Annotated in this window: 18 protein-coding genes; 10 read left to right on the top strand and 8 right to left on the bottom strand. The window is 51.3% G+C overall.

Annotated features, from left to right (window positions below):
• Positions 1 to 10: 10 nt before the first annotated feature.
• Both btuF and mtnN read right to left on the bottom strand, forming a co-directional pair.
• On the bottom strand, positions 11 to 811 hold the full coding sequence (gene btuF, locus ACMYSL_RS23565; protein WP_110272480.1) for a vitamin B12 ABC transporter substrate-binding protein BtuF: 801 nt from the start codon (positions 809 to 811) through the stop codon (positions 11 to 13).
• The gene (gene mtnN / locus ACMYSL_RS23560) at positions 804 to 1,502 is read right to left on the bottom strand and encodes a 5'-methylthioadenosine/S-adenosylhomocysteine nucleosidase (protein WP_434660071.1); all 699 of its coding nucleotides are present in this window, start codon (positions 1,500 to 1,502) and stop codon (positions 804 to 806) included. The genes btuF and mtnN overlap by 8 nt, the downstream gene beginning before the upstream one ends.
• A gap of 84 nt (positions 1,503 to 1,586) precedes the next feature.
• Here mtnN and dgt point away from each other — a divergent pair, with 84 nt between their 5' ends.
• The 3 genes from dgt to cdaR all read left to right on the top strand — a co-directional run bounded on the left by dgt (position 1,587) and on the right by cdaR (position 6,022).
• The gene (dgt, locus tag ACMYSL_RS23555) at positions 1,587 to 3,101 is read left to right on the top strand and encodes a dGTPase (protein WP_434660070.1); all 1,515 of its coding nucleotides are present in this window, start codon (positions 1,587 to 1,589) and stop codon (positions 3,099 to 3,101) included.
• Between the two features lie 134 nt (positions 3,102 to 3,235).
• On the top strand, positions 3,236 to 4,675 hold the full coding sequence (gene degP, locus ACMYSL_RS23550) for a serine endoprotease DegP (protein ID WP_182236443.1): 1,440 nt from the start codon (positions 3,236 to 3,238) through the stop codon (positions 4,673 to 4,675).
• Between the two features lie 189 nt (positions 4,676 to 4,864).
• The gene (cdaR, locus tag ACMYSL_RS23545; RefSeq protein ID WP_110272476.1) at positions 4,865 to 6,022 is read left to right on the top strand and encodes a DNA-binding transcriptional regulator CdaR; all 1,158 of its coding nucleotides are present in this window, start codon (positions 4,865 to 4,867) and stop codon (positions 6,020 to 6,022) included.
• A 32-nt stretch (positions 6,023 to 6,054) separates the two neighbouring features.
• On the opposite strand, the gene ACMYSL_RS23540 is transcribed toward cdaR, so the two are convergent.
• From ACMYSL_RS23540 to ACMYSL_RS23515, 6 genes are all read right to left on the bottom strand, one after another.
• Positions 6,055 to 9,039, bottom strand: coding sequence for a putative mucin/carbohydrate-binding domain-containing protein (locus ACMYSL_RS23540; protein WP_434660069.1), 2,985 nt, complete (start codon positions 9,037 to 9,039; stop codon positions 6,055 to 6,057).
• A gap of 182 nt (positions 9,040 to 9,221) precedes the next feature.
• Entirely contained in the window at positions 9,222 to 9,611 is a 390-nt protein-coding gene (locus ACMYSL_RS23535; RefSeq protein WP_110272475.1) for a DUF3461 family protein, read from the bottom strand.
• Positions 9,612 to 9,718: 107 nt separating this feature from the next.
• On the bottom strand, positions 9,719 to 10,543 hold the full coding sequence (gene dapD / locus ACMYSL_RS23530; protein WP_110272474.1) for a 2,3,4,5-tetrahydropyridine-2,6-dicarboxylate N-succinyltransferase: 825 nt from the start codon (positions 10,541 to 10,543) through the stop codon (positions 9,719 to 9,721).
• Between the two features lie 155 nt (positions 10,544 to 10,698).
• Positions 10,699 to 13,362, bottom strand: a complete 2,664-nt coding sequence (gene glnD, locus ACMYSL_RS23525; protein WP_434660068.1) for a bifunctional uridylyltransferase/uridylyl-removing protein GlnD — start codon at positions 13,360 to 13,362, stop codon at positions 10,699 to 10,701.
• 62 nt (positions 13,363 to 13,424) lie between these two features.
• Positions 13,425 to 14,219, bottom strand: a complete 795-nt coding sequence (map, locus tag ACMYSL_RS23520; protein ID WP_110272472.1) for a type I methionyl aminopeptidase — start codon at positions 14,217 to 14,219, stop codon at positions 13,425 to 13,427.
• Positions 14,220 to 14,350: 131 nt separating this feature from the next.
• Positions 14,351 to 16,078, bottom strand: a complete 1,728-nt coding sequence (locus ACMYSL_RS23515; RefSeq protein WP_434660067.1) for a hypothetical protein — start codon at positions 16,076 to 16,078, stop codon at positions 14,351 to 14,353.
• A gap of 349 nt (positions 16,079 to 16,427) precedes the next feature.
• On the opposite strand from ACMYSL_RS23515, the gene rpsB reads away from it, so the two are divergent.
• The 7 genes from rpsB (at position 16,428) to cdsA (ending at position 23,058) form a co-directional block, all read left to right on the top strand.
• Positions 16,428 to 17,153 (top strand): 30S ribosomal protein S2, encoded by a 726-nt coding sequence (gene rpsB / locus ACMYSL_RS23510; RefSeq protein WP_110272470.1) that lies wholly within the window; start codon positions 16,428 to 16,430, stop codon positions 17,151 to 17,153.
• 120 nt (positions 17,154 to 17,273) lie between these two features.
• Complete coding sequence (gene tsf, locus ACMYSL_RS23505) at positions 17,274 to 18,125, top strand: translation elongation factor Ts (protein WP_110272469.1); 852 nt, start codon at positions 17,274 to 17,276, stop codon at positions 18,123 to 18,125.
• A 148-nt stretch (positions 18,126 to 18,273) separates the two neighbouring features.
• Positions 18,274 to 18,999 carry a UMP kinase gene (pyrH, locus tag ACMYSL_RS23500; RefSeq protein WP_110272468.1) on the top strand — a complete coding sequence of 242 codons (726 nt, stop codon included), beginning with the start codon at positions 18,274 to 18,276 and terminating at the stop codon, positions 18,997 to 18,999.
• Between the two features lie 203 nt (positions 19,000 to 19,202).
• Entirely contained in the window at positions 19,203 to 19,760 is a 558-nt protein-coding gene (gene frr, locus ACMYSL_RS23495; RefSeq protein ID WP_110272467.1) for a ribosome recycling factor, read from the top strand.
• Positions 19,761 to 19,987: 227 nt separating this feature from the next.
• Positions 19,988 to 21,187: a 1-deoxy-D-xylulose-5-phosphate reductoisomerase gene (gene ispC / locus ACMYSL_RS23490; RefSeq protein ID WP_434660066.1), complete on the top strand. Its 1,200-nt coding sequence runs from the start codon at positions 19,988 to 19,990 to the stop codon at positions 21,185 to 21,187.
• Between the two features lie 242 nt (positions 21,188 to 21,429).
• Positions 21,430 to 22,188 carry a (2E,6E)-farnesyl-diphosphate-specific ditrans,polycis-undecaprenyl-diphosphate synthase gene (gene ispU / locus ACMYSL_RS23485; protein WP_181483504.1) on the top strand — a complete coding sequence of 253 codons (759 nt, stop codon included), beginning with the start codon at positions 21,430 to 21,432 and terminating at the stop codon, positions 22,186 to 22,188.
• 12 nt (positions 22,189 to 22,200) lie between these two features.
• Positions 22,201 to 23,058: a phosphatidate cytidylyltransferase gene (gene cdsA / locus ACMYSL_RS23480; protein ID WP_434660065.1), complete on the top strand. Its 858-nt coding sequence runs from the start codon at positions 22,201 to 22,203 to the stop codon at positions 23,056 to 23,058.
• Positions 23,059 to 23,064 lie beyond the last annotated feature (6 nt).

Genomic DNA, 23,064 nt, shown 5'->3' with positions numbered 1-23,064 from the left:
TATCAGGTAATTATTTTACCTGCTCGAGCGCAGTACAGAGTTGTTTTGCGGCGAGGATAATACGTGGGCTCGCGCGTTCAAACCAGTCACCATGTAGGACAATAAACGAAATTTTTAGCTGATTCTGCCAGTAGCGCTCAACGGCGGGAAGTTTGCTGGCATCACCGGTAATGACAATGGCCTGCGGCTGCCTTGCCAGCACCTGCTCACGGCTGACCTGCGGCCAGGGAACCCGGCTGGCGGCAAAGATATTTTCCCCTCCGCATAGCGTCAAAACCTGATCCTGAATCGACCCTTTGCTGCTGGTAAAGAGCGGGTTAGCGCCAAACTGTAAAAAGACACGCTTTTTAGGGACGCTGGCATAGCGGGCTTTCAGCGTCTGATAATCATCCTGCATCTTTTGGGCCGCCTGCCGTGCCTTTTCCGGTTGTGGGCTCCATTGCGCCAACTGGCGAAGCGTGGTGATGATATCTTCGATAGTCGTCGTTTCGACCCAGATAACTTTAATACCGAGCGAATTTAGCTGGTTAACCTGCCGCTCGGCATTACCGCCGCGCCAGGCCAGTACCAGGTCGGGTTTAAGTGCGACGATCCGTTCCAGATTCATCCCTTGCCAACTGGAGACCTGCTCTATCTTTGCGGCTTCTGGCGGGTAATCAGAATAGCTACTGACGCCAATCGGCGTAATACCGGCGGCAAACGCCAGTTCGGTATTGGCGGGGGAGAGCGTAATCACCCGCGGCGCAGCGAATAGCCACGCCGGGACGAGCAGTAGCAGGGCGGCAAGAGCCGTTTGAAGTGACTTAGCCACGAGCCAGGCGCTGCACCAGGTTTTCCACCATCAGGGTGGACTGCTTTGCGGCAACGGCGAGGAACTCGTCGAAGCTCAGATGGGACTGCTGGTCGGCAACATCGGAAATGGCGCGAACGACAACAAACGGCACGCCGTAGCTGTGGCAGACGTGAGCGATGGCTGTTGCTTCCATCTCGACCGCCACGGCCTGCGGGAAGTTCTGACGGATTTTCGCCAGGCCGACGGAACCGTTGATAAAGGCGTCGCCGCTGACAATCAGACCGCGTACTGCGTTAAGATCCAGCGCTTTGATGCAGATTTCCGCAGCGGCAATCAGTTTTTCATCAGCTTTAAAACCGGCAGGGCAGCCTGGCAGCTGGCCATATTCATAGCCGAATGCGGTGACGTCAGCATCGTGGTAGCGCGCTTCGTCAGAAACAACGATATCGCCAACCTTCAGGGTAGATGCCAGCCCGCCCGCCGAACCGGTGTTAATAATCACATCCGGCTTGCAGTGCTCCATCAGCAGGGTTGCGCCCATGGCGGCAGCCACTTTACCAATACCCGACTTCAACAGAGCGACGTCGGTACCTTGAAGTTGTCCGGTATAGATTTCGCTACCGCCGATAGTGATGGTCTGGCGGTTGTCGATTTTGTCGCGCAGAAGGGTAACTTCTTCTTCCATAGCGCCAATAATGCCGATTTTCATAGATTTACTCGCGATGTGTGGGTTTTAGCGGCATAGTCTATCATGCGCTTAGAAGGAAACGTTATTGCTCGCACGGGGAAGGCCATGGCAAAGATCGATTTTCGCAACAAGATTAACTGGCGTCGCCGCTATCGTTCACCGCAAGGGGTTGAGACGGAACATGAAATCCTGCGCATTTTCGAAAGCGATCGCGGGCGTATTGTTAACTCGCCGGCGATCCGCCGATTGCAGCAAAAAACTCAGGTATTCCCGCTAGAGCGTAACGCGGCGGTGCGCACCCGTCTGACCCACTCTCTTGAAGTTCAGCAGGTTGGCCGCTATATCGCTAAAGAAGTGCTAAGCCGCCTGAAAGAACAGAAGCTGCTGGAGAGCTATGGGCTGGATGAGCTAACCGGTCCATTTGAAAGTATCGTCGAGATGGCGTGCTTGATGCACGACATCGGCAATCCGCCATTTGGCCATTTTGGCGAAGCGGCAATCAACGACTGGTTCAGCCAGCGGCTGTTTCCCGGCGATGCCGCCAGCCAGCCCCTAACCGAAGACCGTTGCGTGGTCGAAGCGCTGCGTTTGCAGGAGGGGGATAGCCAATTAAATGAGCTACGCCGCAAGGTTCGCCAGGATTTGTGCTGGTTTGAAGGAAATGCGCAGGGAATTCGTTTAGTGCATACCCTGATGCGGATGAATCTGACCTGGGCGCAGGTGGGTTGTATACTTAAATATACCCGTCCGGCGTGGTGGCGAGGGGAACCGCCTGCCAGCCACAGTTATTTAATGAAGAAACCTGGTTATTATTTAGCCGAAGAGGGCTATGTTGCGAGGTTGCGTAAAGAACTGGATCTGGCTCCTTACAATCGGTTCCCATTAACGTGGATTATGGAAGCCGCAGATGACATCTCGTATTGCGTTGCCGACCTTGAGGATGCAGTAGAAAAACGTATTTTCAGCGTGGAGCAGCTTTATCAGCATCTTTACGAGGCCTGGGGGGAGCACGAAAAAGGCTCTTTGTTTAACATGGTTGTTGAAAATGCCTGGGATAAATCTCGTGCGAATTCTCTTAGTCGAAGTACTGAAGATCAGTTCTTTATGTATTTACGGGTCAATACGCTGAATAAGCTGGTACCGTATGCGGCGCGTCGCTTTATTGATAATTTGCCAAGGATCTTTACCGGTGATTTTAATCACGCGCTGCTTGAAGACGAAAGTGATTGCAGCCAGTTGCTTGAGCTTTATAAAAATGTTGCAGTAAAACATGTGTTTAGCCATCCGGATGTTGAGCAGCTGGAATTGCAAGGTTATCGTGTTATTAGCGGCCTGTTGGATATCTACCAGCCGTTGTTAAAATTATCGCTGGATGAGTTTAGTCTGTTGGTGGAAAAAGAACGGGTACGAAGTTTGCCGATCGCCTCACGCTTGTTCCAGAAACTTTCGGCTCGCCATCGTCTGGCCTACGTAGAAGCCGTAAATAAGATACCGCGCGATAGCGCTGAATTTCCGCTATGGGAATATTATTATCGCTGTCGTCTCATTCAGGACTATATCAGCGGAATGACGGACTTGTATGCATGGGATGAATATCGGCGATTGATGGCCGTAGAATAAGCATGAGTTTTGTAAAGACGAACAATAAATTTTTACTTTTGCCAAAACTTCATTCCGGAACTTCGCGCTATAAAATGACTCTCATAGTCACGTAAACAGCAACTATTCGTTATCTGAAATCGAGATTGAAACATATGAAAAAAACCACGTTAGCAATGAGTGCTCTGGCTCTTAGTTTAGGTCTGGCGTTGTCCCCTCTCTCTGCGAGCGCGGCGGAAACAGCTTCTTCGGCTACTAATGCACAGCAGATGCCGAGTCTGGCTCCTATGCTGGAAAAGGTGATGCCGTCTGTCGTGAGCATCAACGTTGAGGGGAGCACCACCGTTAATACCCCGCGGATGCCACGTAACTTCCAGCAGTTCTTTGGTGATAATTCACCGTTCTGCCAGGACGGTTCACCGTTCCAAAGCTCTCCGTTCTGTCAGGGCGGCGGGCAGGGTGGCGCTCCGGGTAGCGATGGCGGCCAGCAGCAGAAATTTATGGCCCTCGGTTCTGGGGTGATCATTGATGCCGCTAAAGGTTATGTCGTCACCAACAACCACGTCGTGGATAACGCGACGACGATCAAAGTTCAACTGAGCGATGGCCGTAAGTTTGAGGCAAAAGTGGTCGGTAAAGATCCGCGTTCTGATATCGCGTTGATTCAAATTCAGGATCCGAAAAACCTGAGCGCAATCAAGCTGGCGGACTCTGATACCCTGCGCGTCGGTGATTACACCGTGGCGATCGGTAACCCGTTTGGCCTCGGTGAAACCGTGACCTCCGGGATTGTTTCCGCGTTGGGCCGCAGCGGCCTGAACGTTGAAAATTACGAGAACTTTATCCAGACCGATGCGGCGATTAACCGCGGTAACTCCGGCGGCGCGCTGGTTAACCTGAACGGCGAGCTGATCGGTATCAACACCGCGATCCTGGCACCGGACGGCGGTAATATCGGTATCGGCTTTGCGATCCCGAGCAACATGGTGAAAAACTTGACCGATCAGATGGTGAAGTTTGGCCAGGTTAAGCGCGGTGAGCTGGGTATCATGGGAACCGAGCTGAACTCCGAATTGGCGAAAGCGATGAAAGTCGACGCTCAGCGCGGGGCTTTCGTAAGCCAGGTCATGCCGGGTTCTGCGGCGGGTAAAGCAGGTATTAAAGCCGGTGACGTGATCACCACGCTGAACGGTAAGCCAATCAGCAGCTTTGCCGCACTGCGTGCACAGGTCGGCACCATGCCTATCGGCAGCAAAATTGAACTTGGCCTGCTGCGTGACGGTAAACCAGTAACGGTAACTGTAGAGCTGCAGCAAAGTAATCAGACTCAGGTTGACTCAAGCACCATCTTCAACGGTATTGAAGGTGCGGAAATGAGCAACAAGGGTCAGGATAAAGGCGTCACGGTGAGCAACGTGAAGGCGGGGACTCCGGCTGCGCAGATTGGCCTGAAGAAAGGCGATATTATCGTTGGCGCTAACCAGCAGCCGGTGAAAAATATTGCTGACCTGCGCAAAATCTTCGATGCTAAACCTTCGGTTCTGGCGCTGAACATTCAGCGTGGTGATACCTCTATCTACCTGCTGATGCAGTAATCGCTGGCAAATCGTAAAGCCCCTTGTCTCCTTGTGAGGCAAGGGTTTTTTTTGCTCTGAGGGTCATTCTATCTGGCGTTCTGTGACCCCTTCCACAACTCCATACTTCTCACCCCTGCTTTGTGCGAATGCACAATGCAGCGTTTTGCCAACTCTTCTATGCTGGTAACCTGCTCACGGGAGGGTTACATGGCTGGCTGGCACCTTGATACCAAAATGGCGCAGGATATCGTGGCGCGCACGATGCGCATCATTGATACCAATATCAACGTAATGGATGCTCGCGGGCGCATTATCGGCAGCGGAGATCGCGAGCGAATTGGTGAATTGCACGAAGGTGCGCTGCTGGTCCTTTCACAAGGGCGTGTTGTCGATATTGATGATGCCGTGGCGCGACATCTGCACGGCGTGCGCCAGGGCATCAACCTGCCGCTGCGTCTGGAGGGGGAAATCGTCGGCGTTATCGGTCTGACCGGCGAGCCGGAATCGCTGCGCAAATACGGTGAGCTGGTCTGTATGACGGCTGAAATGATGCTGGAGCAGTCGCGGCTGATGCACCTTCTGGCCCAGGATAGCCGTCTGCGTGAAGAGCTGGTGATGAACCTGATTCAGGCGGAGGAGAACACCCCAGCGCTGACCGAATGGGCGCAGCGGTTGGGAATCGATCTGAATCAGCCGCGCGTTGTGGCGATGATTGAGGTGGATAGCGGCCAACTTGGCGTAGACAGCGCGATGGCGGAGCTACAGCAGCTACAAACCGCGCTGACGACGCCGGACCGTAATAATCTGGTGGCCATTGTTTCACTGACCGAAATGGTGGTGCTGAAGCCTGCGTTGAATGCTTTTGGCCGCTGGGATGCAGAAGATCATTGTAAACGGGTCGAGCAGTTGATCAGCAGGATGAAAGAGAATGGTCAGCTGCGTTTTCGTGTGGCGCTGGGTAACTTCTTTACCGGACCCGGTAGCATTGCACGTTCTTACCGTACCGCCCGAACCACAATGATGGTCGGTAAACAGCGAATGCCGGAGAGTCGGAGCTATTTTTATCAGGACCTGATGCTGCCGGTGCTGCTGGATAGCCTGCGCGGCGGCTGGCAGGCCAACGAGCTGGCGCGTCCGCTGGTTCGTTTGAAAGCGATGGATAATAACGGTCTGTTACGGCGTACCCTACAGGCGTGGTTCCGCCACAACGTGCAACCGCTAGCGACCTCAAAGGCACTATTTATTCACCGTAATACGCTGGAATATCGTCTGAATCGTATTTCTGAACTGACTGGGCTGGACCTGGGGAGTTTTGACGACCGTTTGTTGTTGTATATTGCTTTACAGTTGGACGAGCAGCGTTAAAAAACTCCCGCCAGCGGCGGGAGTGATTGATGTTACAGGCGTTGCAACCCGAGGGCCGTGACTTGCCAGGTCACGGTATTCGGCTGTTGCCAGGTTTTATTATTTAACGGATTGATAATAGTAGAACGATGTTCGCCTTCGGCATGGAACACCTCGATGGTGTAGCCTTCATCCAGTATTGCCGTATCAATATAATCGCCAAGCTGCGCCGAGCCTTTAATTGACTGGCGATAAACGACGCTACCGCGTGTGTTGTAGACGTTGACCGTTGTATACGTCGTAGTGAAGTCTTTATGCGGCACAACGGAGTTGGCGGTAAAAGTAAGCTGTTTGCTGCCGATATCCATATCCATGCTGGCAAAACAGATATCATTGTCGCCAAGCAGCTGCCATGTGAATTGATCGCCGTACAATGCGGTCACATCTCGCGTTTCTTCCTCTGTATCTGCAGCCTCCTCTTCATCAACCGGTGCTAGCGAATAGACTTCCAGCCCATCGCTCACCACGCGCCAGCGGTTGTTTTTCTTTAGCGTGATGGTGCCCTGAGTTGTGCCATTGCTGGCGCAGGAGCGGAACGGTTCATCAAGGAAAACATCAATAATCATATTTTCCTCTAAGACGAGCTCCTCACTTTTTGCCAGATTGTCTGTACCGCCTGTGTAGTTACGGTTAAAGGCTATGGTACCGTTCGGTTCTGTCACCGTGATATTGGCGTAAGTGTTAGCAGTGTAGTACGGATGCGGCGTACCGGAACGTGTCGCGATGGTCATCATGCGCTGTTTGTTATCAATGGCTATCTGGCAAAACGTCTTACTACCTTGTCCTTTCAGATCCAATGTGATGCATTTCCCCGTCAACTCGTCAGGTTCGCCGTTATCCTGAGGGAGCACATCGGCATACTCTTTGAGCTGCGCGCTATAGGTAGGTTCCTCGAAATGGGACAGCATCAGCCAGAGATCGTTTTTAGCCGTGGAGTTCTCTTGTGCCAGCAGTGAAGGCTGGTTACGAATTTTCTGGGCTTGCTGGTGGAATGTCGCCAGTAAATCTTCTTCCGGATTATTGTTAAGGATAAAGTTGTAGAGCCCATTATCATCGATGCGTAGCAACTGGTATTTCTCACGCGCGACCAGTGCCAGGTAAGTCGGAGAGGCTTTCAGGCGTCCAGGCTCAGCATGATAAATATATAAATGATATTCCGTGTTGAATGGAACGATGACTTTACCCGTGGTGCAACTGGTCCCATTCATTTTTCGCTCAAAGACTTTTTCGCCGTTGGCGGAGAGCACTGCGACGCTGGCGTAAAGCGTATTCGGGAAGTAGCTATGCGGAGTGGCGTCAGTAATATCCAGAATCAGTTGCTTATTTTCGTAATCAACGTCAAGGGTTGCAAACTGGTCGTCACCAAGACCTAAAAAGCGCAGCGTCACATTACGGGTGCTTGTGTCGTTTCGTTGGCTATAGACTACGCTAACGGCATTAACACCTTCCCGGATAGTAATATGGCTGATATTTGGCAGATATTTTTGCGAACGGCCCTGTGGCAAATCGACCTGATAAACGCCAACAGGAATGCTGTTTAGTGTCAAAGTATCATCATTGATCGGCACGGAATATTGGGTTCCGCAGTTATCTTTGATGATTATCGTGCGGCCATAAATCTGTTGCGCATCATCGATATCGAACGTCAGAACCAGCGTTCCCGTTTTGTTTAATGTCGCCAGCTGGCTGTTATCGACCAGCCATACGGAGGAATCCAGCCCTAATTGTTGGCGCGCGTTTTCCCATTCGCTTTGTGGCAATAAATCGTAAAGTGGCCACAGCGGTTTTGTTGCCAGTGACGCGACCTTTTCTTGGGTTGTTGTTTTCAGTTTCAAGCCGCACAGGTTGATAAAGGCGGTGACGTCATAGCCTGAAGCGGTGGCGATGGCTGTCGCCAGCATATCGGCAAGACGATGTTCTGTCGGCTGAAAGTTGTCTCCGTTGGCCAGTTGACGATAATTTTGGTTAAAGGCAACAAAGGCTTTAGTGCCAGCTTTTAGCAACATAAGCATCAGGAATTGCAAGCGCGGACGTAGCCCCCAACTGCTGACGGGGTCCTGATTGGTAATATGGGTAATTAACTGCTGTTCCTGTGCGGCCAGTTTGCCGTAGTTATATAGCCAACCGCCGGTATAAAGACGGTTATCCTGGCCAAGCATGAGCTGCTGGTAGTAAGAGGCGTAAATATTGTTCCATACCTCGCCAGTGGGAAGATCGGTATCTTGCATAAAGGAGCCTTGATACCCATGACCAATCTCATGAAGAATAACCCACTGTGTTGAGACGCTGTCGATCCAGCCTTCACCAATCGTTGAAGAGGTTTGCGCGCACCACCCGGAGGAGTAGTAGGCCGCGCCAACACCATGTTTATCCGCATGGATAAAGTAGCGGTTGGCAATATCCTGATTCAGCGGCGAGTCTGGATTGTCACTTAATCCAGCCCATTCGTTATAGCACTTGAAGAGCTGGGTGTAGTAGCTGTGCAGTGTTGACAGGCCGGCGTTGAGCGCATTATCACGATCGGCGTAGGGCAGCAGCATGTTAATAACGTCTAAATCCACCAGCGCAAACGCCGAGCTGTTTTTCTCCCAGGAGAGGAAAAATTCATCTTCGGATTGCCCCATTTTCCAGCACGGCAGCAGTTTTGTCGTGGCGGGTTGCTGGTAAGTGACGATGAACTCGCCAGGTTGCTCTGTAAATAGCGTATCAATAAAGGGGACGGTATCGACAGTTGTACTCACCGTTTGCCAACTGGTGCTCAACGTTATCGTTTTCTCTCCTTCTGAATCGTTGCATAGCAGGCGCAACCTTGCTTTGCCCTTGCTGACGTCCGGCTGACGAATCTGTAATTGCACGTTGGCAGGCAGAATAAAGCCTAGCGCCTGACGATCGTGTTCTCGCCCTTTTTGAAAACCTGCATTATCCAGCCAAGGGGCAGATTGCAGCATATAACATGTTTGTTCAATTTCCTGTGTCATCGTATGACCTCCTTTTAGGTGGGAAATGAACATACATGAAGTATTTAATTAATTAATTCATATGGATAGTAAGGTGATGTGAAATGATGTTTGATAAGAAAAATTGAGGTTTGATGATGAGAAAATGAAGGAGAAGAGACAGAAAGGTGGAAAACAGGGCCAGTATTTGGCCCATAGCAAACTTATTTATTGCGCGTCAGTTTTTCCAGATCGGATTCAATTTCGCTGATCTTATTGGTAACTACGCTTTCCAGATGACGCAGATCGTCGAGGATTTTACGCTTAAGATCGATTTCAGTGCGATCGCGCTGGCAGATCTGATCCAGCTCATCAATGATATAGCGGAGGTTTGGACTGATCTCCTGGACTTCTTTATATCCCTGACCAATGCCGTCTGCGACAACGGTTTTACGCTGACGCGGGTACTTAAACTTGACGCTTTTGGCGAAGAACTCGCCTTTGTCCTTCTGAAAATAGATTTTCAGAATGTCGTTGTTGGCTTCCTGCCGCAGGCTATAGCGATCGATTTCATCAGGATTGGTAATACCAAGACTTTTCAGATTATCGTACATAACGGTACCTTTGATATCATCGTAATCTTTGAATAATTAACGAAAAAATCTATCTTCGCCAGCTTAATATATAAAAAAAGCGGGATGCCTCCCGCTTTTTATACTGCTTAGTCGATGGTACGCAGAAGTTCGTTGATTCCGACCTTGCCGCGCGTTTTGGCGTCGACCTTCTTCACGATAACGGCGCAATACAGGCTGTACTTGCCATCTTTCGACGGCAGGTTGCCGGATACGACTACGGAGCCAGCCGGTACGCGGCCATAGAACACTTCGCCGGTTTCGCGATCGTAGATTTTGGTGCTCTGGCCCAGGTACACGCCCATGGAGATCACGGAACCTTCTTCGACGATCACGCCTTCGACGACTTCAGAACGCGCGCCGATAAAGCAGTTATCTTCGATGATGGTCGGGTTCGCCTGCAGCGGCTCCAGTACGCCACCGATGCCGACGCCGCCGGACAGGTGAACGTTTTTACCGATCTGCGCGCAGGAGCCGACGGTCGCCCAGGTATCAACCATGGAGCCTTCATCAACGTATGCGCCGATGTTCACGTAAGACGGCATCAGAACCGTGTTGCGAGCGATAAACGCCCCCTGACGGACAGCTGCCGGTGGAACCACGCGGAAACCTTCTTTCTGGAAACGCGCTTCATCATAATCCGCGAATTTCATCGGAACTTTATCGAAGTAGCGGCTTTCCGCACCATCGATAACCTGGTTATCGTTAATACGGAAAGAGAGCAGAACCGCTTTCTTCAGCCACTGATGGGTTACCCACTGGCCGTCGATTTTTTCAGCGACGCGCAGTGCGCCGGAATCAAGCAGAGAAATCACCTGATTAACCGCTTCGCGGGTTACGGTATCCACATTTGCCGGCGTGATGTCGGCGCGACGCTCAAAGGCGGACTCAATAATATTCTGTAATTGCTGCATCGTTTCTCTTTCCATTTATACACTTCATCCTTCAAGCTGCCTCTGCGTTGGCTGCGCTTGTTCGCCCAGTCACTTACTATCGTAAGCTTCTTAGACTCTCTCCCTGGCCGCCTTGATGCAGCTCGAATGACTTTGTGTATGTACATTTAAATTCGCTACCCTTTATCGTTTGGATTGAGGGCCTCTGTCAACCGTTGTTGCACTTCTTGTTGCAGCTCATTATTAAGGGCACGCCGGTCTGCCGTGGCGATTATAAATAAATCTTCTACTCGCTCACCAATTGTCGTAATTCGCGCTCCGTGGAGCGAAATTCCGAGGTCGGCAAACACCTGGCCGACGCGCGCTAACAGACCAGGTTGATCGAGGGCGATCAGCTCAAGGAACGATTTTCGATCGGTATGCGTTGGCAGGAAGTTAACCTCCGTCGGGACGGAAAAATGCCGTAATTTTGCCGCCTGACGACGCGGGGCTGGTGGCTGCCAGCTACGTTGGGTAATGGTCTGTTCCAGGCCCAGGCGAATAATCTCGTGCCTGTCGGCGGAAAGCGGACTGCCGTCCGGTTCAAGAACAATGAAGGTATCCATTGCCATACCGTCGCGTGTTGTAAAGATCTGCGCATCGTGGACGCTAAGGTTACGGCGGTCCAGTTCACCGCAAACGGCAGCGAACAGGTACGGTCTGTCCGGGCTCCAGATAAAAATTTCGGTGCCACCACGCGTTGCCTGAGAACTCAGTAAAATCATCGGTTTGCTGAGATCGTGCTGGAGTAAGTTGCGCGCATGCCAGGCGAGCTGGTTCGGCGTATGGCGTACGAAATAGTTGGCGCGGCAGCGGTTCCAGATCAGGTGCAGAGCTTGTTCATTAATATTTTCCATCCGCAGCAGCGCCAGCGCCTGAAGCTGGTGATGGCGTACTCGTTCGCGCATGTCTGGGGTATTTTGCATTCCCCGGCGCAGCTGTTTTTCGGTGGCGAAATAGAGTTCGCGAAGCAGGCTTTGCTTCCAGCTGTTCCACAGGTTTTCGTTAGTGGCGCAGATATCGGCGACGGTCAGACAGACCAGATAGTGCAGACGGTTCTCCGTTTGTACCTCTTCGGCGAACTGTTTAATCACTTCCGGGTCCTGAATATCGCGACGCTGAGCGGTAACCGACATCAGTAAATGATGACGCACCAGCCAGGCGACAAGCTGCGTTTCACGTGAATTGAGACCATGAAGTTCGGCAAATTTGAGTACGTCCTGGGCGCCGAGGATCGAATGGTCGCCGCCACGTCCTTTGGCGATGTCGTGGAACAGGGCGGCAATAAGGATCAGTTCTGGATGCGTCAGGCGTGGCCACAGCTCAACGCATAGCGGGTGGCGGCTGCGGGTCTCTTCTTTGGCGAAACTCTCGAGCTTCAGCATGACGCGAATAGTGTGTTCATCAACGGTATAGGCGTGAAACAGGTCGAATTGCATCTGACCGACAATATGTGACCATTGCGGCATATACGCCCACAGCACGCTATGGCGGTGCATTGGCAGCAGACCGCGGCTTACCGCACCCTGATGGCGCAACATGCTGAGGAACAGGGTTCGCGCCTCCGGGATGTAGCAAAGCGGCTGCGTTAGATGGCGACGGGCGTGGCGCAGATGGCGAAGCGTGGTGGAGTAAATACCGGTGATGCTGCTGTTACGCACCATCATATAGAACATGCGCAGAATGGCCTGCGGCTCGCGGATAAACAGCGTGTCGTCGCGCAGGTCGATAAGCGTGCCGCGCAGTTGAAAATCATCATCAATCGGTCGTGGCTTCTCGTCCTCTGTGAGAGCGAGAATCGCCTCTTCGAACAGTTGGATTAGCATATGGTTCAGCTCGCTCACCCGGCGCGTGACGCGGAAGAAATCCTTCATCATGTGCTCGATGGGCTGGTTGCCTTCGCCTTCATAGCGCAGGCGACGGGCGACGCTGAACTGTCTGTCGAAAAGCAGGCGGTTATCGTAGCGGTTTAGCTCAAGATGCAGGGCAAAGCGAATCCGCCAGAGCTGGTGCAGGCATTCGTTAAGCTCGTTACGCTCGGCCTCGGTGAGGAAGCCGAAGCCGACCATTTCATCAAGAGAAGTGGCGCCAAAATGACGGCGTGCGATCCACTGGAGAGTGTGAATATCGCGCAGGCCGCCAGGACTACTTTTGACATCCGGCTCCAGGTTATAGCTGGTGCCGTGATAGCGTTGATGGCGTATGTTCTGCTCTTCGACTTTTGCGGCGAAGAACTTTTCTGATGGCCAGAAGCCGTCGCTAAATATGTGTTTTTGTAATTCAAGGAATAGCGCGACATCGCCGATGAGCAGGCGCGATTCGATCAGGTTGGTGGCGACGCTGAGATCTGACAACCCCTCCAGCAGGCACTCTTCGAGGGTGCGCACGCTGTGGCCGACTTCCAGTTTGATATCCCACAGTAGCGTCAGCAGTTCACCGACTTTTTGCGCCTGTTCATCGGGCAGCTTTTTGCGGCTTAGAATTAGCAGGTCAATGTCGGAGAGCGGATGGAGCTCGCCACGACCATAGCCGCCTACCGCGACCAGGGCGGTATCGTTGACCGAGCCGAAGCCGTATTCGACCCATAGTCGCTGGAGCAACTGGTCGATAAATTCGGTACGTGCTTCTATTAATCGTTCGGCGGCGATGCCGTTATCAAAAGCCTCGCCCAGCCAGCGCTGGAATGTATCGATATGCGCCTTGATGGCGGCACAGTTGAAATCGCTTTGCGACCAGTCGTCTGGATTATCCGGCTGACCGGACAGAGCAGGGGAGACAGTGTCAGGTAAAGAGTTGCTCATCGCGCCACCATAAGAAAAAACTATCGCCCGTCATAAAAAAGCCGGCTGGCGCCGGCTTTTCATCATTCGTCGTGCGAGATTATCGCCGGGATGGTGTCATCCTTGCGTAACGTCAGAATTTCGCAGCCGTTGTCTGTCACCACAATAGTATGCTCGTACTGTGCAGACAAGCTCCGGTCTTTGGTTTTTACCGTCCAGCCGTCTTTCATGCTGCGGATCTCTTTTTTGCCCGCGTTGACCATCGGCTCAATAGTGAAGGTCATGCCCGGTTTGAGAACCACGTTGGTTTCCGCTGAATCATAGTGCAGAACCTGCGGCTCTTCATGGAAACCGCGACCGATGCCGTGACCGCAATATTCGCGCACCACGGAGAAACCTTCCGCTTCAACGAATTTCTGAATCGCAGCACCGATGGTGCGCAGGTTGATGCCTGGCTTGACCATTTTCAGCGCCAGATACAGGCTTTCTTGGGTGATGCGGCACAGGCGCTCGCCAAGGATGGTTGGCTTGCCGACGATGAACATCTTCGAGGTGTCGCCGTGGAAATCATCTTTAATCACAGTGACATCAATATTGACGATATCGCCATCTTTCAGCAATTTTTCGTCATCCGGGATCCCGTGGCATACCACTTCATTAATAGAGATGCAGACAGATTTCGGGAAACCGTGATAGCCCAGGCAGGCGGAAACGGCTTTTTGCTCGTTAACGATATAATCGTTGCAGATGCGGTCCAGTTCGCCGGTGCTGACGCCCGGTTTTACGTAAGGTTCAATCATTTCCAGCACTTCGGCGGCCAGGCGACCGGCGACGCGCATTTTTTCGATGTCTTCAGATGTCTTGATAGAAATAGCCATGGATAGTGTCCAGCAGTGTCGATTTTTCGACAATAATAGGTAAGTCACATCAATGTTAACAGCGCAGCGACGTCAGTGCCAGATGTTGAACATTCTGGTAACGCCGCCGTCTGCATTGTTCATCAGGTTGATTAGGGTTTTTTAACGGCCTTACCGTGGCGGTCAAAGCTAAAATGTTGGTCGGTTCTGCTGTATACACCTTCCCCTTCAGATTTAGAAAAGGTGGCAACAATATAGGGTGGTTGCCATTTGAACGAATAAACGCCATTTTTAGGCATAGGAATGAGCAAATTACCGTCATTATCGATAAAACCATCGCCAACCTCAAACCCGATATCGGCAATAGCTTCAGGGAAAGGTTTATATTTAAAGAGGTTTTTCTGTTCGCTGACGGGTATTTTTGGCAGCTTACTGAAATCGAGATGCTTAAATACCTGAGCCAGAAATAGCTGGCTCTCCAGCGATGTTGCATCCCAGCCTGGAAACTCCAGCGTCAGATTATCGGCCAGTTGGTAGTACCAGGAATAATCAGCATTATCTCCGTTCATCGCAAAAATAAAGACGTTTTCCAGGCGCTTACCGTTGGGGTGTTTCTGTTGGTTTTTCGCCATCACCTCGTCAAGGCTGGCATGATGAACGTTGATATCGACATTAACATAATTGGAAAAGTTACTGTTGTATTTTACTGACATTCGCGGTGAAAGAGGCTTAATAAAACGCTGTGGTTTTTCCAATAGCGGCATTAATGTCTTTTCGAGACTGCGCTGGGTTTCAGCAATATCGAATAGCTGGTTCATGCTGGTCTGATAACGTGATTCTAGCTCTTTTTCCGGCAGAGACAGGTCGGCTAGCGACAGTACATCCTTACCGCGATATTGTGGATCCATTGTGCGCAGAATAGCCCAGGCTCGCGCGACGGTTGTAAGCTCGCCGTCTACGGCACTGGCTCGGGCGACAAGCCAGGTCCCGGTGGCATCGTCATACTGAAAATAAACGGCTTCCGGATTGTTGTCTTCGTTGTAGTAGATAGCGCCGTTGTCGGTGCGGGAAATAATGCCTTTCTGGCTGGCAAGCCATCTGTCCAGATAGGCTGGGTCTTTTGCCGTTTTAACCACAAAAATCTCGCCGTCAATGATTTCTGCCGACCCATGATGTGGTGTGTTTTTTCCGCGCTCTTTAAAACTGTAAACCCGGGTACCTTCATCTTTTATATTGATATAAAGCCCTTTATTTCCCATACGGCGGAAATAGACGCCGGTATCCCATAAATCAAGGGAGCTATAGATTGGCAAAGGGAGTTTTATCGCCAGATTTGGGGTGATGGAAAAAATGACGCCGGGAAAATCATCTTTCTGAGGGAGGGCGGCCAACTGTTCGCGTTCCTGAGCGAGGCGAGCCTGCCATTTTTGTTGCCGCTCAGCGAAGCGTGTTTTGATTTTCTGCAGTGCCGGGGTGTTGTCATCGGCCCGCTGGAGCTTCAACGTAATAACACAGTCAAAAAAGCCGCAGGCGAGCTTTGGTGCGCTAATCAGGCGTAACGTCTTACCGTTGTTTTCCGTTTTGAGGGAGTAGGTTATCCCCTCGATTTCTAGTTGTTGGTTTTTGATCTCATAGCGTGAAGTTGTATTCCAACGATTAGCCGCCAGCGCCTCTGGCGTCAGGTTAAACCAAACCTGTTCTTTACTTTTCTCAAAGGCCGAAGTGATACGCTGTTGTGTTTCTGCGCTGATGTGTTGGGTGTTAACACTGAAATCAACGTGAGTTTCGTCTGTGAGGTAAGTCTGCGCTGTAGCATAAGTGGAAGAGATACAGCTCCCTGTTAATAATATTAATGTATTGATAAATATATTTTTATTCATTAACTAAATCCTTTATGAATATTTTTACTCCATGTGCCGCGATTGTAGATGAACTCTCCTGTTGGTGAATTGATCCTGATAAAGCTCTGCTATGCTTCTTTTGAGCCTAAATCGGACCACCTGAAGCGTCCTTTGGTTGAACAACTGTTGGTTTCCAGCCCCGTTTTGTGGTATAAAGCGCGCCGGACTTCCGTTCCATTCTCAGATACACAAGATGGACTGAAGCGATAAATCTCACTTTGTGTAACAACACACACGTATCGGCACATATTCCGGGGTGCCCCTTGGGGTCGGTAATATGGGATACGTGGAGGCTTAACCCCAACTTTCTAATATAGAGGTTTTAAACATGGCAACTGTTTCCATGCGCGACATGCTCAAGGCTGGTGTTCACTTTGGTCACCAGACCCGTTACTGGAACCCGAAAATGAAGCCTTTCATCTTCGGCGCACGTAACAAAGTTCACATCATCAACCTTGAGAAAACTGTACCGATGTTCAACGAAGCTCTGGCTGAACTGAACAAGATCTCTTCTCGTAAAGGCAAAATCCTTTTCGTTGGTACTAAACGCGCTGCAAGCGAAGCGGTGAAAGAAGCTGCTAACAGCTGCGACCAGTTCTTCGTGAACCATCGCTGGCTGGGCGGTATGCTGACTAACTGGAAAACCGTTCGTCAGTCTATCAAACGTCTGAAAGATCTGGAAATTCAGTCTCAGGACGGTACTTTCGACAAGCTGACCAAGAAAGAAGCGCTGATGCGTACTCGTGAGCTGGGCAAGCTGGAAAACAGCCTGGGCGGTATCAAAGACATGGGCGGCCTGCCGGACGCACTGTTCGTTATCGACGCTGACCACGAACACATCGCTATCAAAGAAGCAAACAACCTGGGTATTCCGGTATTTGCTATCGTTGATACTAACTCCGATCCGGACGGTGTTGACTTCGTTATCCCGGGTAACGACGACGCAATCCGCGCAGTTACCCTGTACCTGGGTGCTGTAGCGACTACCGTGCGTGAAGGTCGTTCGCAGGATCTGGCTTCTCAAGCGGAAGAAAGCTTCGTAGAAGCTGAATAATAAGGTTATCCCCTTATTTAGTACCGTGTATAAATAGGGGCCTCTTAGCGGCCCCTTTTTCACTTTTAAATTCGTTTGGTTCCTGGAACCGGGCGAGTCAAATCTCCCGAGGATTAAAGAATGGCTGAAATTACCGCATCCCTGGTAAAAGAGCTGCGCGAGCGTACTGGCGCAGGCATGATGGATTGCAAAAAAGCGCTGACCGAAGCTAACGGCGACATCGAGCTGGCAATCGAAAACATGCGTAAATCCGGTGCTATTAAAGCAGCGAAAAAAGCAGGCAACGTTGCTGCTGATGGCGTGATCATCACTAAAATTGACGGCACCTACGGCATCATTCTGGAAGTTAACTGCCAGACTGACTTCGTAGCTAAAGATGGTGGTTTCCAGGCATTCGCTAACAAAGTACTGGACGCTGCTGTTGCAGGCAAAATCACTGATGTCGAAGTACTGAAAGCACAGTTCGAAGAAGAACGCGTTGCGCTGGTTGCTAAAATTGGTGAGAACATCAACATTCGTCGCGTTTCTTCCCTGGAAGGCGAAGTTCTGGGTTCTTACCAGCACGGTGCGCGTATCGGTGTTCTGGTTGCGGCTAAAGGCGCTGACGCTGAACTGGTTAAACAGCTGGCTATGCATATCGCTGCAAGCAAGCCTGAATTCGTTAAGCCGGAAGATGTTTCTGCTGACGTAGTAGAAAAAGAGTACCAGGTTCAGTTGGACATCGCCATGCAGTCTGGCAAGCCGAAAGAAATCGCAGAGAAAATGGTTGAAGGCCGCATGAAGAAATTCACCGGCGAAGTTTCTCTGACTGGTCAGCCTTTCGTTATGGATCCGAGCAAATCTGTTGCTCAGTTGCTGAAAGAGCACAATGCTGACGTGACTGGCTTCATCCGCTTTGAAGTGGGTGAAGGCATCGAGAAAGTTGAGACTGACTTTGCAGCAGAAGTTGCTGCGATGTCCAAGCAGTCTTAATTTTCAAAAAAGGAGCCGCCTGAGGGCGGCTTCTTTTTGTGCCTAACTTGTAAATTCAGCCAACCGCTCTGGTGGCTACGCTGGAAAGCGACGTACAATGTCGCCGGAAATAATTCATCTCATTCGTTGACAGTCTCAGGAAAGAAACATGGCTACCAATGCAAAACCCGTCTACAAACGTATTCTGCTTAAATTAAGTGGCGAAGCTCTGCAAGGTTCAGAAGGCTTCGGTATTGATGCAAGCATACTTGACCGTATGGCTCAGGAAATCAAAGAACTGGTTGAACTGGGTATTCAGGTTGGCGTAGTGATTGGTGGCGGTAACTTGTTCCGTGGAGCTGGTCTGGCGAAAGCAGGTATGAACCGCGTTGTGGGCGACCACATGGGCATGCTGGCAACGGTCATGAACGGCCTTGCAATGCGTGATTCTCTCCATCGCGCCTATGTGAACGCCCGCCTGATGTCAGCTATTCCGCTGAACGGCGTGTGTGATAACTACAGTTGGGCGGAAGCCATCAGCCTGCTGCGTAACAACCGCGTGGTGATTCTGGCCGCCGGTACGGGCAACCCTTTCTTTACCACTGATTCCGCAGCTTGCCTGCGCGGTATCGAAATCGAAGCTGATGTTGTGTTGAAAGCGACGAAAGTTGATGGCGTATTTACCGCTGACCCGGCCAAAGATCCTTCTGCCACCATGTACGATCAGCTGACCTACAGCGAAGTACTGGATAAAGAGCTGAAAGTGATGGATCTTGCAGCCTTCACCCTGGCCCGTGACCATAAATTGCCGATTCGCGTGTTCAACATGAACAAGCCAGGCGCGCTGCGCCGTGTGGTGATGGGCGAAAAAGAAGGCACATTAATTACGGAATAATTCCCGTCAGCGTCAAATGCGGGTAATATTCGGCCTTACTTTTACGGGTTTATGGCCCGATGGTTTTCAACATGCTTGTGGATGGAATACTGCGGCTGACCCGTAGTATGAAAGACGTTGAGCATAAACATGACTATACTTAGCTCACTTTTGTGTGGGCGACCGTCTGGTCTGTCTGAGACAAGTTTTCAAGGATTCGTAACGTGATTAGCGATATCAGAAAAGATGCTGAAGTACGCATGGAAAAATGCGTCGAAGCGTTCAAAACCCAAATCAGCAAAATACGCACGGGTCGTGCTTCTCCCAGCCTGCTGGATGGCATTGTCGTGGAATACTACGGCACGCCGACTCCGCTGCGTCAGCTAGCAAGCGTAACGGTAGAAGATTCCCGTACTCTGAAAATCAACGTGTTCGATCGCTCGCTGAGCCCGGCCGTTGAAAAAGCGATTATGGCATCTGACCTCGGTCTGAACCCAAGCTCTGCGGGCACCGATATCCGCGTTCCGCTGCCGCCGCTGACTGAAGAGCGTCGTAAAGATTTAACCAAAATTGTGCGCGGCGAAGCCGAGCAGGCGCGCGTTGCCGTACGTAACGTCCGCCGCGATGCCAACGATAAAGTGAAAGCATTGCTGAAAGAGAAAGAGATCAGTGAAGATGACGATCGCCGCTCTCAGGATGATGTGCAGAAAATGACCGATGCTGCTATCAAGAAAGTTGATGCGGCGCTGGCGGATAAAGAAGCGGAACTGATGCAGTTCTGATCCTCTGCCGACACGTAGATTCGAAGTATGGATCTACGTAAAGTCTGAAACGCCGTACAGGAGACCGTACGCTCAATTTTCGGGATTGCGTTTAGACGGCTGGCCTTGTAGCCTTTGGCGCCATGTCAAAGGTTCAATGCTTCCGTTCTGTAACCCGATGATTGATGCATAGGGGCTTGCTGGCGGCGTTTTGCTTTTTATTTTGTCATAATTCTTCTGGACGTCTCATGAAGCAATTAACCATTCTCGGTTCGACGGGTTCTATTGGCTGCAGCACGCTGGATGTGGTGCGCCATAACCCCGGTAGCTTTTCCATCGCCGCGCTGGTCGCGGGGAAAAATGTCGACCGTATGGTTGAACAATGTCTGGAGTTCGCCCCTCGCTACGCGGTAATGGACGATGCGCAAAGCGCTGAGTCGCTGCGGGTCAGGTTGCGTGGGCACAGCAGTCGTACTGAAGTGATGAGCGGTCAGCAGGCTGCGGCAGACGTTGCTGCGCTGGACGATGTCGATCAGGTTATGGCGGCAATTGTTGGTGCCGCAGGTCTGGTACCGACTCTCTCGGCAATACGCGCAGGAAAAACGGTCCTGCTGGCGAACAAAGAGTCGCTGGTAACCTGCGGGCGTCTGTTTATGGATGCTGTTCAGCAACATGGCGCGCGTCTATTGCCTGTTGATAGCGAGCATAATGCGATTTTTCAGAGTATGCCGGAAACAATTCAACATAATTTGGGATACGCTGATTTAACGCAGAATGGTGTGCTGTCGATTTTGTTGACCGGCTCAGGCGGACCCTTCCGGGATACGGCAATTGGCGAACTGGCGGCAATGACACCGGATCAGGCCTGTCGTCATCCAAACTGGTCAATGGGGCGTAAAATCTCTGTCGATTCTGCCACCATGATGAATAAAGGGCTGGAGTATATCGAAGCCCGTTGGTTGTTTAATGCTTCGGCGCAGCAAATGGAAGTGCTTATCCATCCGCAATCAGTGATTCATTCGATGGTGCGTTATCAGGACGGTAGCGTCCTGGCACAGCTCGGTGAGCCGGATATGCGTACGCCGATTGCCCACACAATGGGTTGGCCTAAGCGTCTGAACTCAGGGGCAAAACCGCTGGATTTCTGTCAATTAAGTAACCTGAATTTCTCGACGCCGGATTACGGGCGTTATCCGTGCCTGAAGCTGGCGATGGATGCCTTTGATGTTGGTCAGGCGGCAACAACGGCGCTTAATGCGGCGAACGAAGTCTCCGTAGCCGCATTCCTGAATGGCGATATTCGTTTTACCGATATCGCGGCGGTTAACCAGTCAGTGCTGGATCAACAAGCGTTGAATGAACCGCAAAGTATTGATGAAGTACTGGCGATTGACGCTATGGCTCGGGCTTGCGCAAGCCAGATATTGGCGTCTCGAAGCAAATTCTGATACTCGTTGTGATATTTGTGGGCGCTGGGCTTCAGTGATATAGTCTGCGCCATCCGATCGTTGCATTTTGTTGTGAAAGATTACGGTGGCCGTGGCAAGACACGGCTTTTTTGCGTAAAGCTTTTGGTTGTTCTCTGCGATTGGCCGTAGCTCCGGTACCGGATAAAAATGCGTATCCAGCGCTGACCGGTGACCCGTGTTTGGTAGCTTAGCTAATCCTTATTATGGACTTAAAACGCGTTATGTTGTCTGCTAATCAAACTGTCAGCGAAATGTCGTCCGCACATGGCTGTCGTCATGTTGCCATTATTATGGACGGCAACGGTCGTTGGGCGAAACGGCAAGGAAAAATTCGCGCCTTTGGCCATAAAGCCGGGGCGAAATCTGTTCGTCGAGCCGTCTCTTTCGCGGCGAACAATAGTATTGAAGCGTTGACGTTATACGCATTCAGTAGTGAAAACTGGAATCGTCCGGCGCAGGAAGTCAGTGCGCTGATGGAGTTGTTTGTCTGGGCGCTGGATAGCGAAGTGAAAAGCCTGCACAGGCACAACGTTCGTCTGCGTATTATCGGCGAGACAACACGTTTTAATGCACGTTTGCAGGAGCGTATCCGTAAAGCGGAGGCGTTGACTGAGAACAATACAGGTTTGACCCTGAACATTGCTGCGAACTATGGCGGCCGCTGGGATATCGTCCAGGGCGTTCGCCATTTGGCCCAACAGGTACAGGACGGGGTGCTGCAACCCGATCAAATCACGGAAGAGATGCTGAGCCAGCAGGTTTGTATGAATGAGCTTGCACCCGTAGATTTAGTTATTAGGACCGGGGGAGAGCATCGCATTAGTAACTTTCTGATTTGGCAAATTGCCTATGCCGAACTTTACTTTACAGATGTTCTTTGGCCCGATTTCGCTGAACAGGACTTTGAAGGTGCACTCCATGCCTTTGTTAATCGAGAGCGTCGTTTCGGCGGCACTGAGCCGGGTGGCAACAATGCCTGATGGGGGTCACTTTTGCTGAAGTATCGCCTGATTTCTGCTTTCGTCTTAATCCCCGTCGTTATAGCGGCGCTTTTTCTATTGCCGCCCGCGGGTTTTGCCATCGTCACGCTGGTCGTGTGTATGCTCGCCGCGTGGGAATGGGGGCAATTTAGCGGGTTCACTTCAACTACGCAGAGAGTCTGGCTGTCGGTGCTATGCGGCCTGCTGCTGGCGCTGATGCTTTTCCTGATGCCGGAATACCATTATGACGTCCATCAACCGCTGGTTGAAGGATCGCTTTGGGCATCATTTGGTTGGTGGATTGTCGCGCTACTTCTGGTGCTGACCTACCCGGCTTCTGCAACATTTTGGCGGAATTCAAAAACATTGCGCCTGATTTTTGGCGTCCTGACTATCGTGCCATTCTTCTGGGGCATGCTGGCCCTGCGGGCCTGGCATTACGCCGATGACCATTACAGCGGTGCGCTGTGGTTGCTGTATGTGATGATCCTGGTCTGGGGAGCTGATTCCGGCGCTTATATGTTCGGTAAAATGTTCGGTAAACATAAGCTGGCGCCGAAGGTTTCCCCGGGTAAAACCTGGCAGGGTTTTTTCGGCGGTCTGCTGACGGCCGCGGTGATTTCCTGGGCTTACGGCTGGTGGGCGCATCTGGATGTGACGCCGACGGTCCTGCTGGTTTGTTCTGTCGTTGCCGCGTTGGCTTCAGTGCTTGGCGACCTGACCGAGAGCATGTTCAAACGTGAAGCGGGTATTAAAGATAGTGGAAATCTGATTCCTGGACATGGTGGTATTCTGGATCGTATCGATAGCCTGACGGCTGCGGTCCCTGTGTTTGCGTGTCTGCTTTTGTTAGTTTTCAGGACGATTTGACGGAAA

The sequence above is a fragment of the Klebsiella sp. MISC125 genome (genome assembly GCF_051131775.1).
In the GTDB taxonomy this organism is placed as follows: Bacteria; Pseudomonadota; Gammaproteobacteria; order Enterobacterales; family Enterobacteriaceae; genus Klebsiella.
This window is presented reverse-complemented; position numbering and strand designations above follow the sequence as displayed.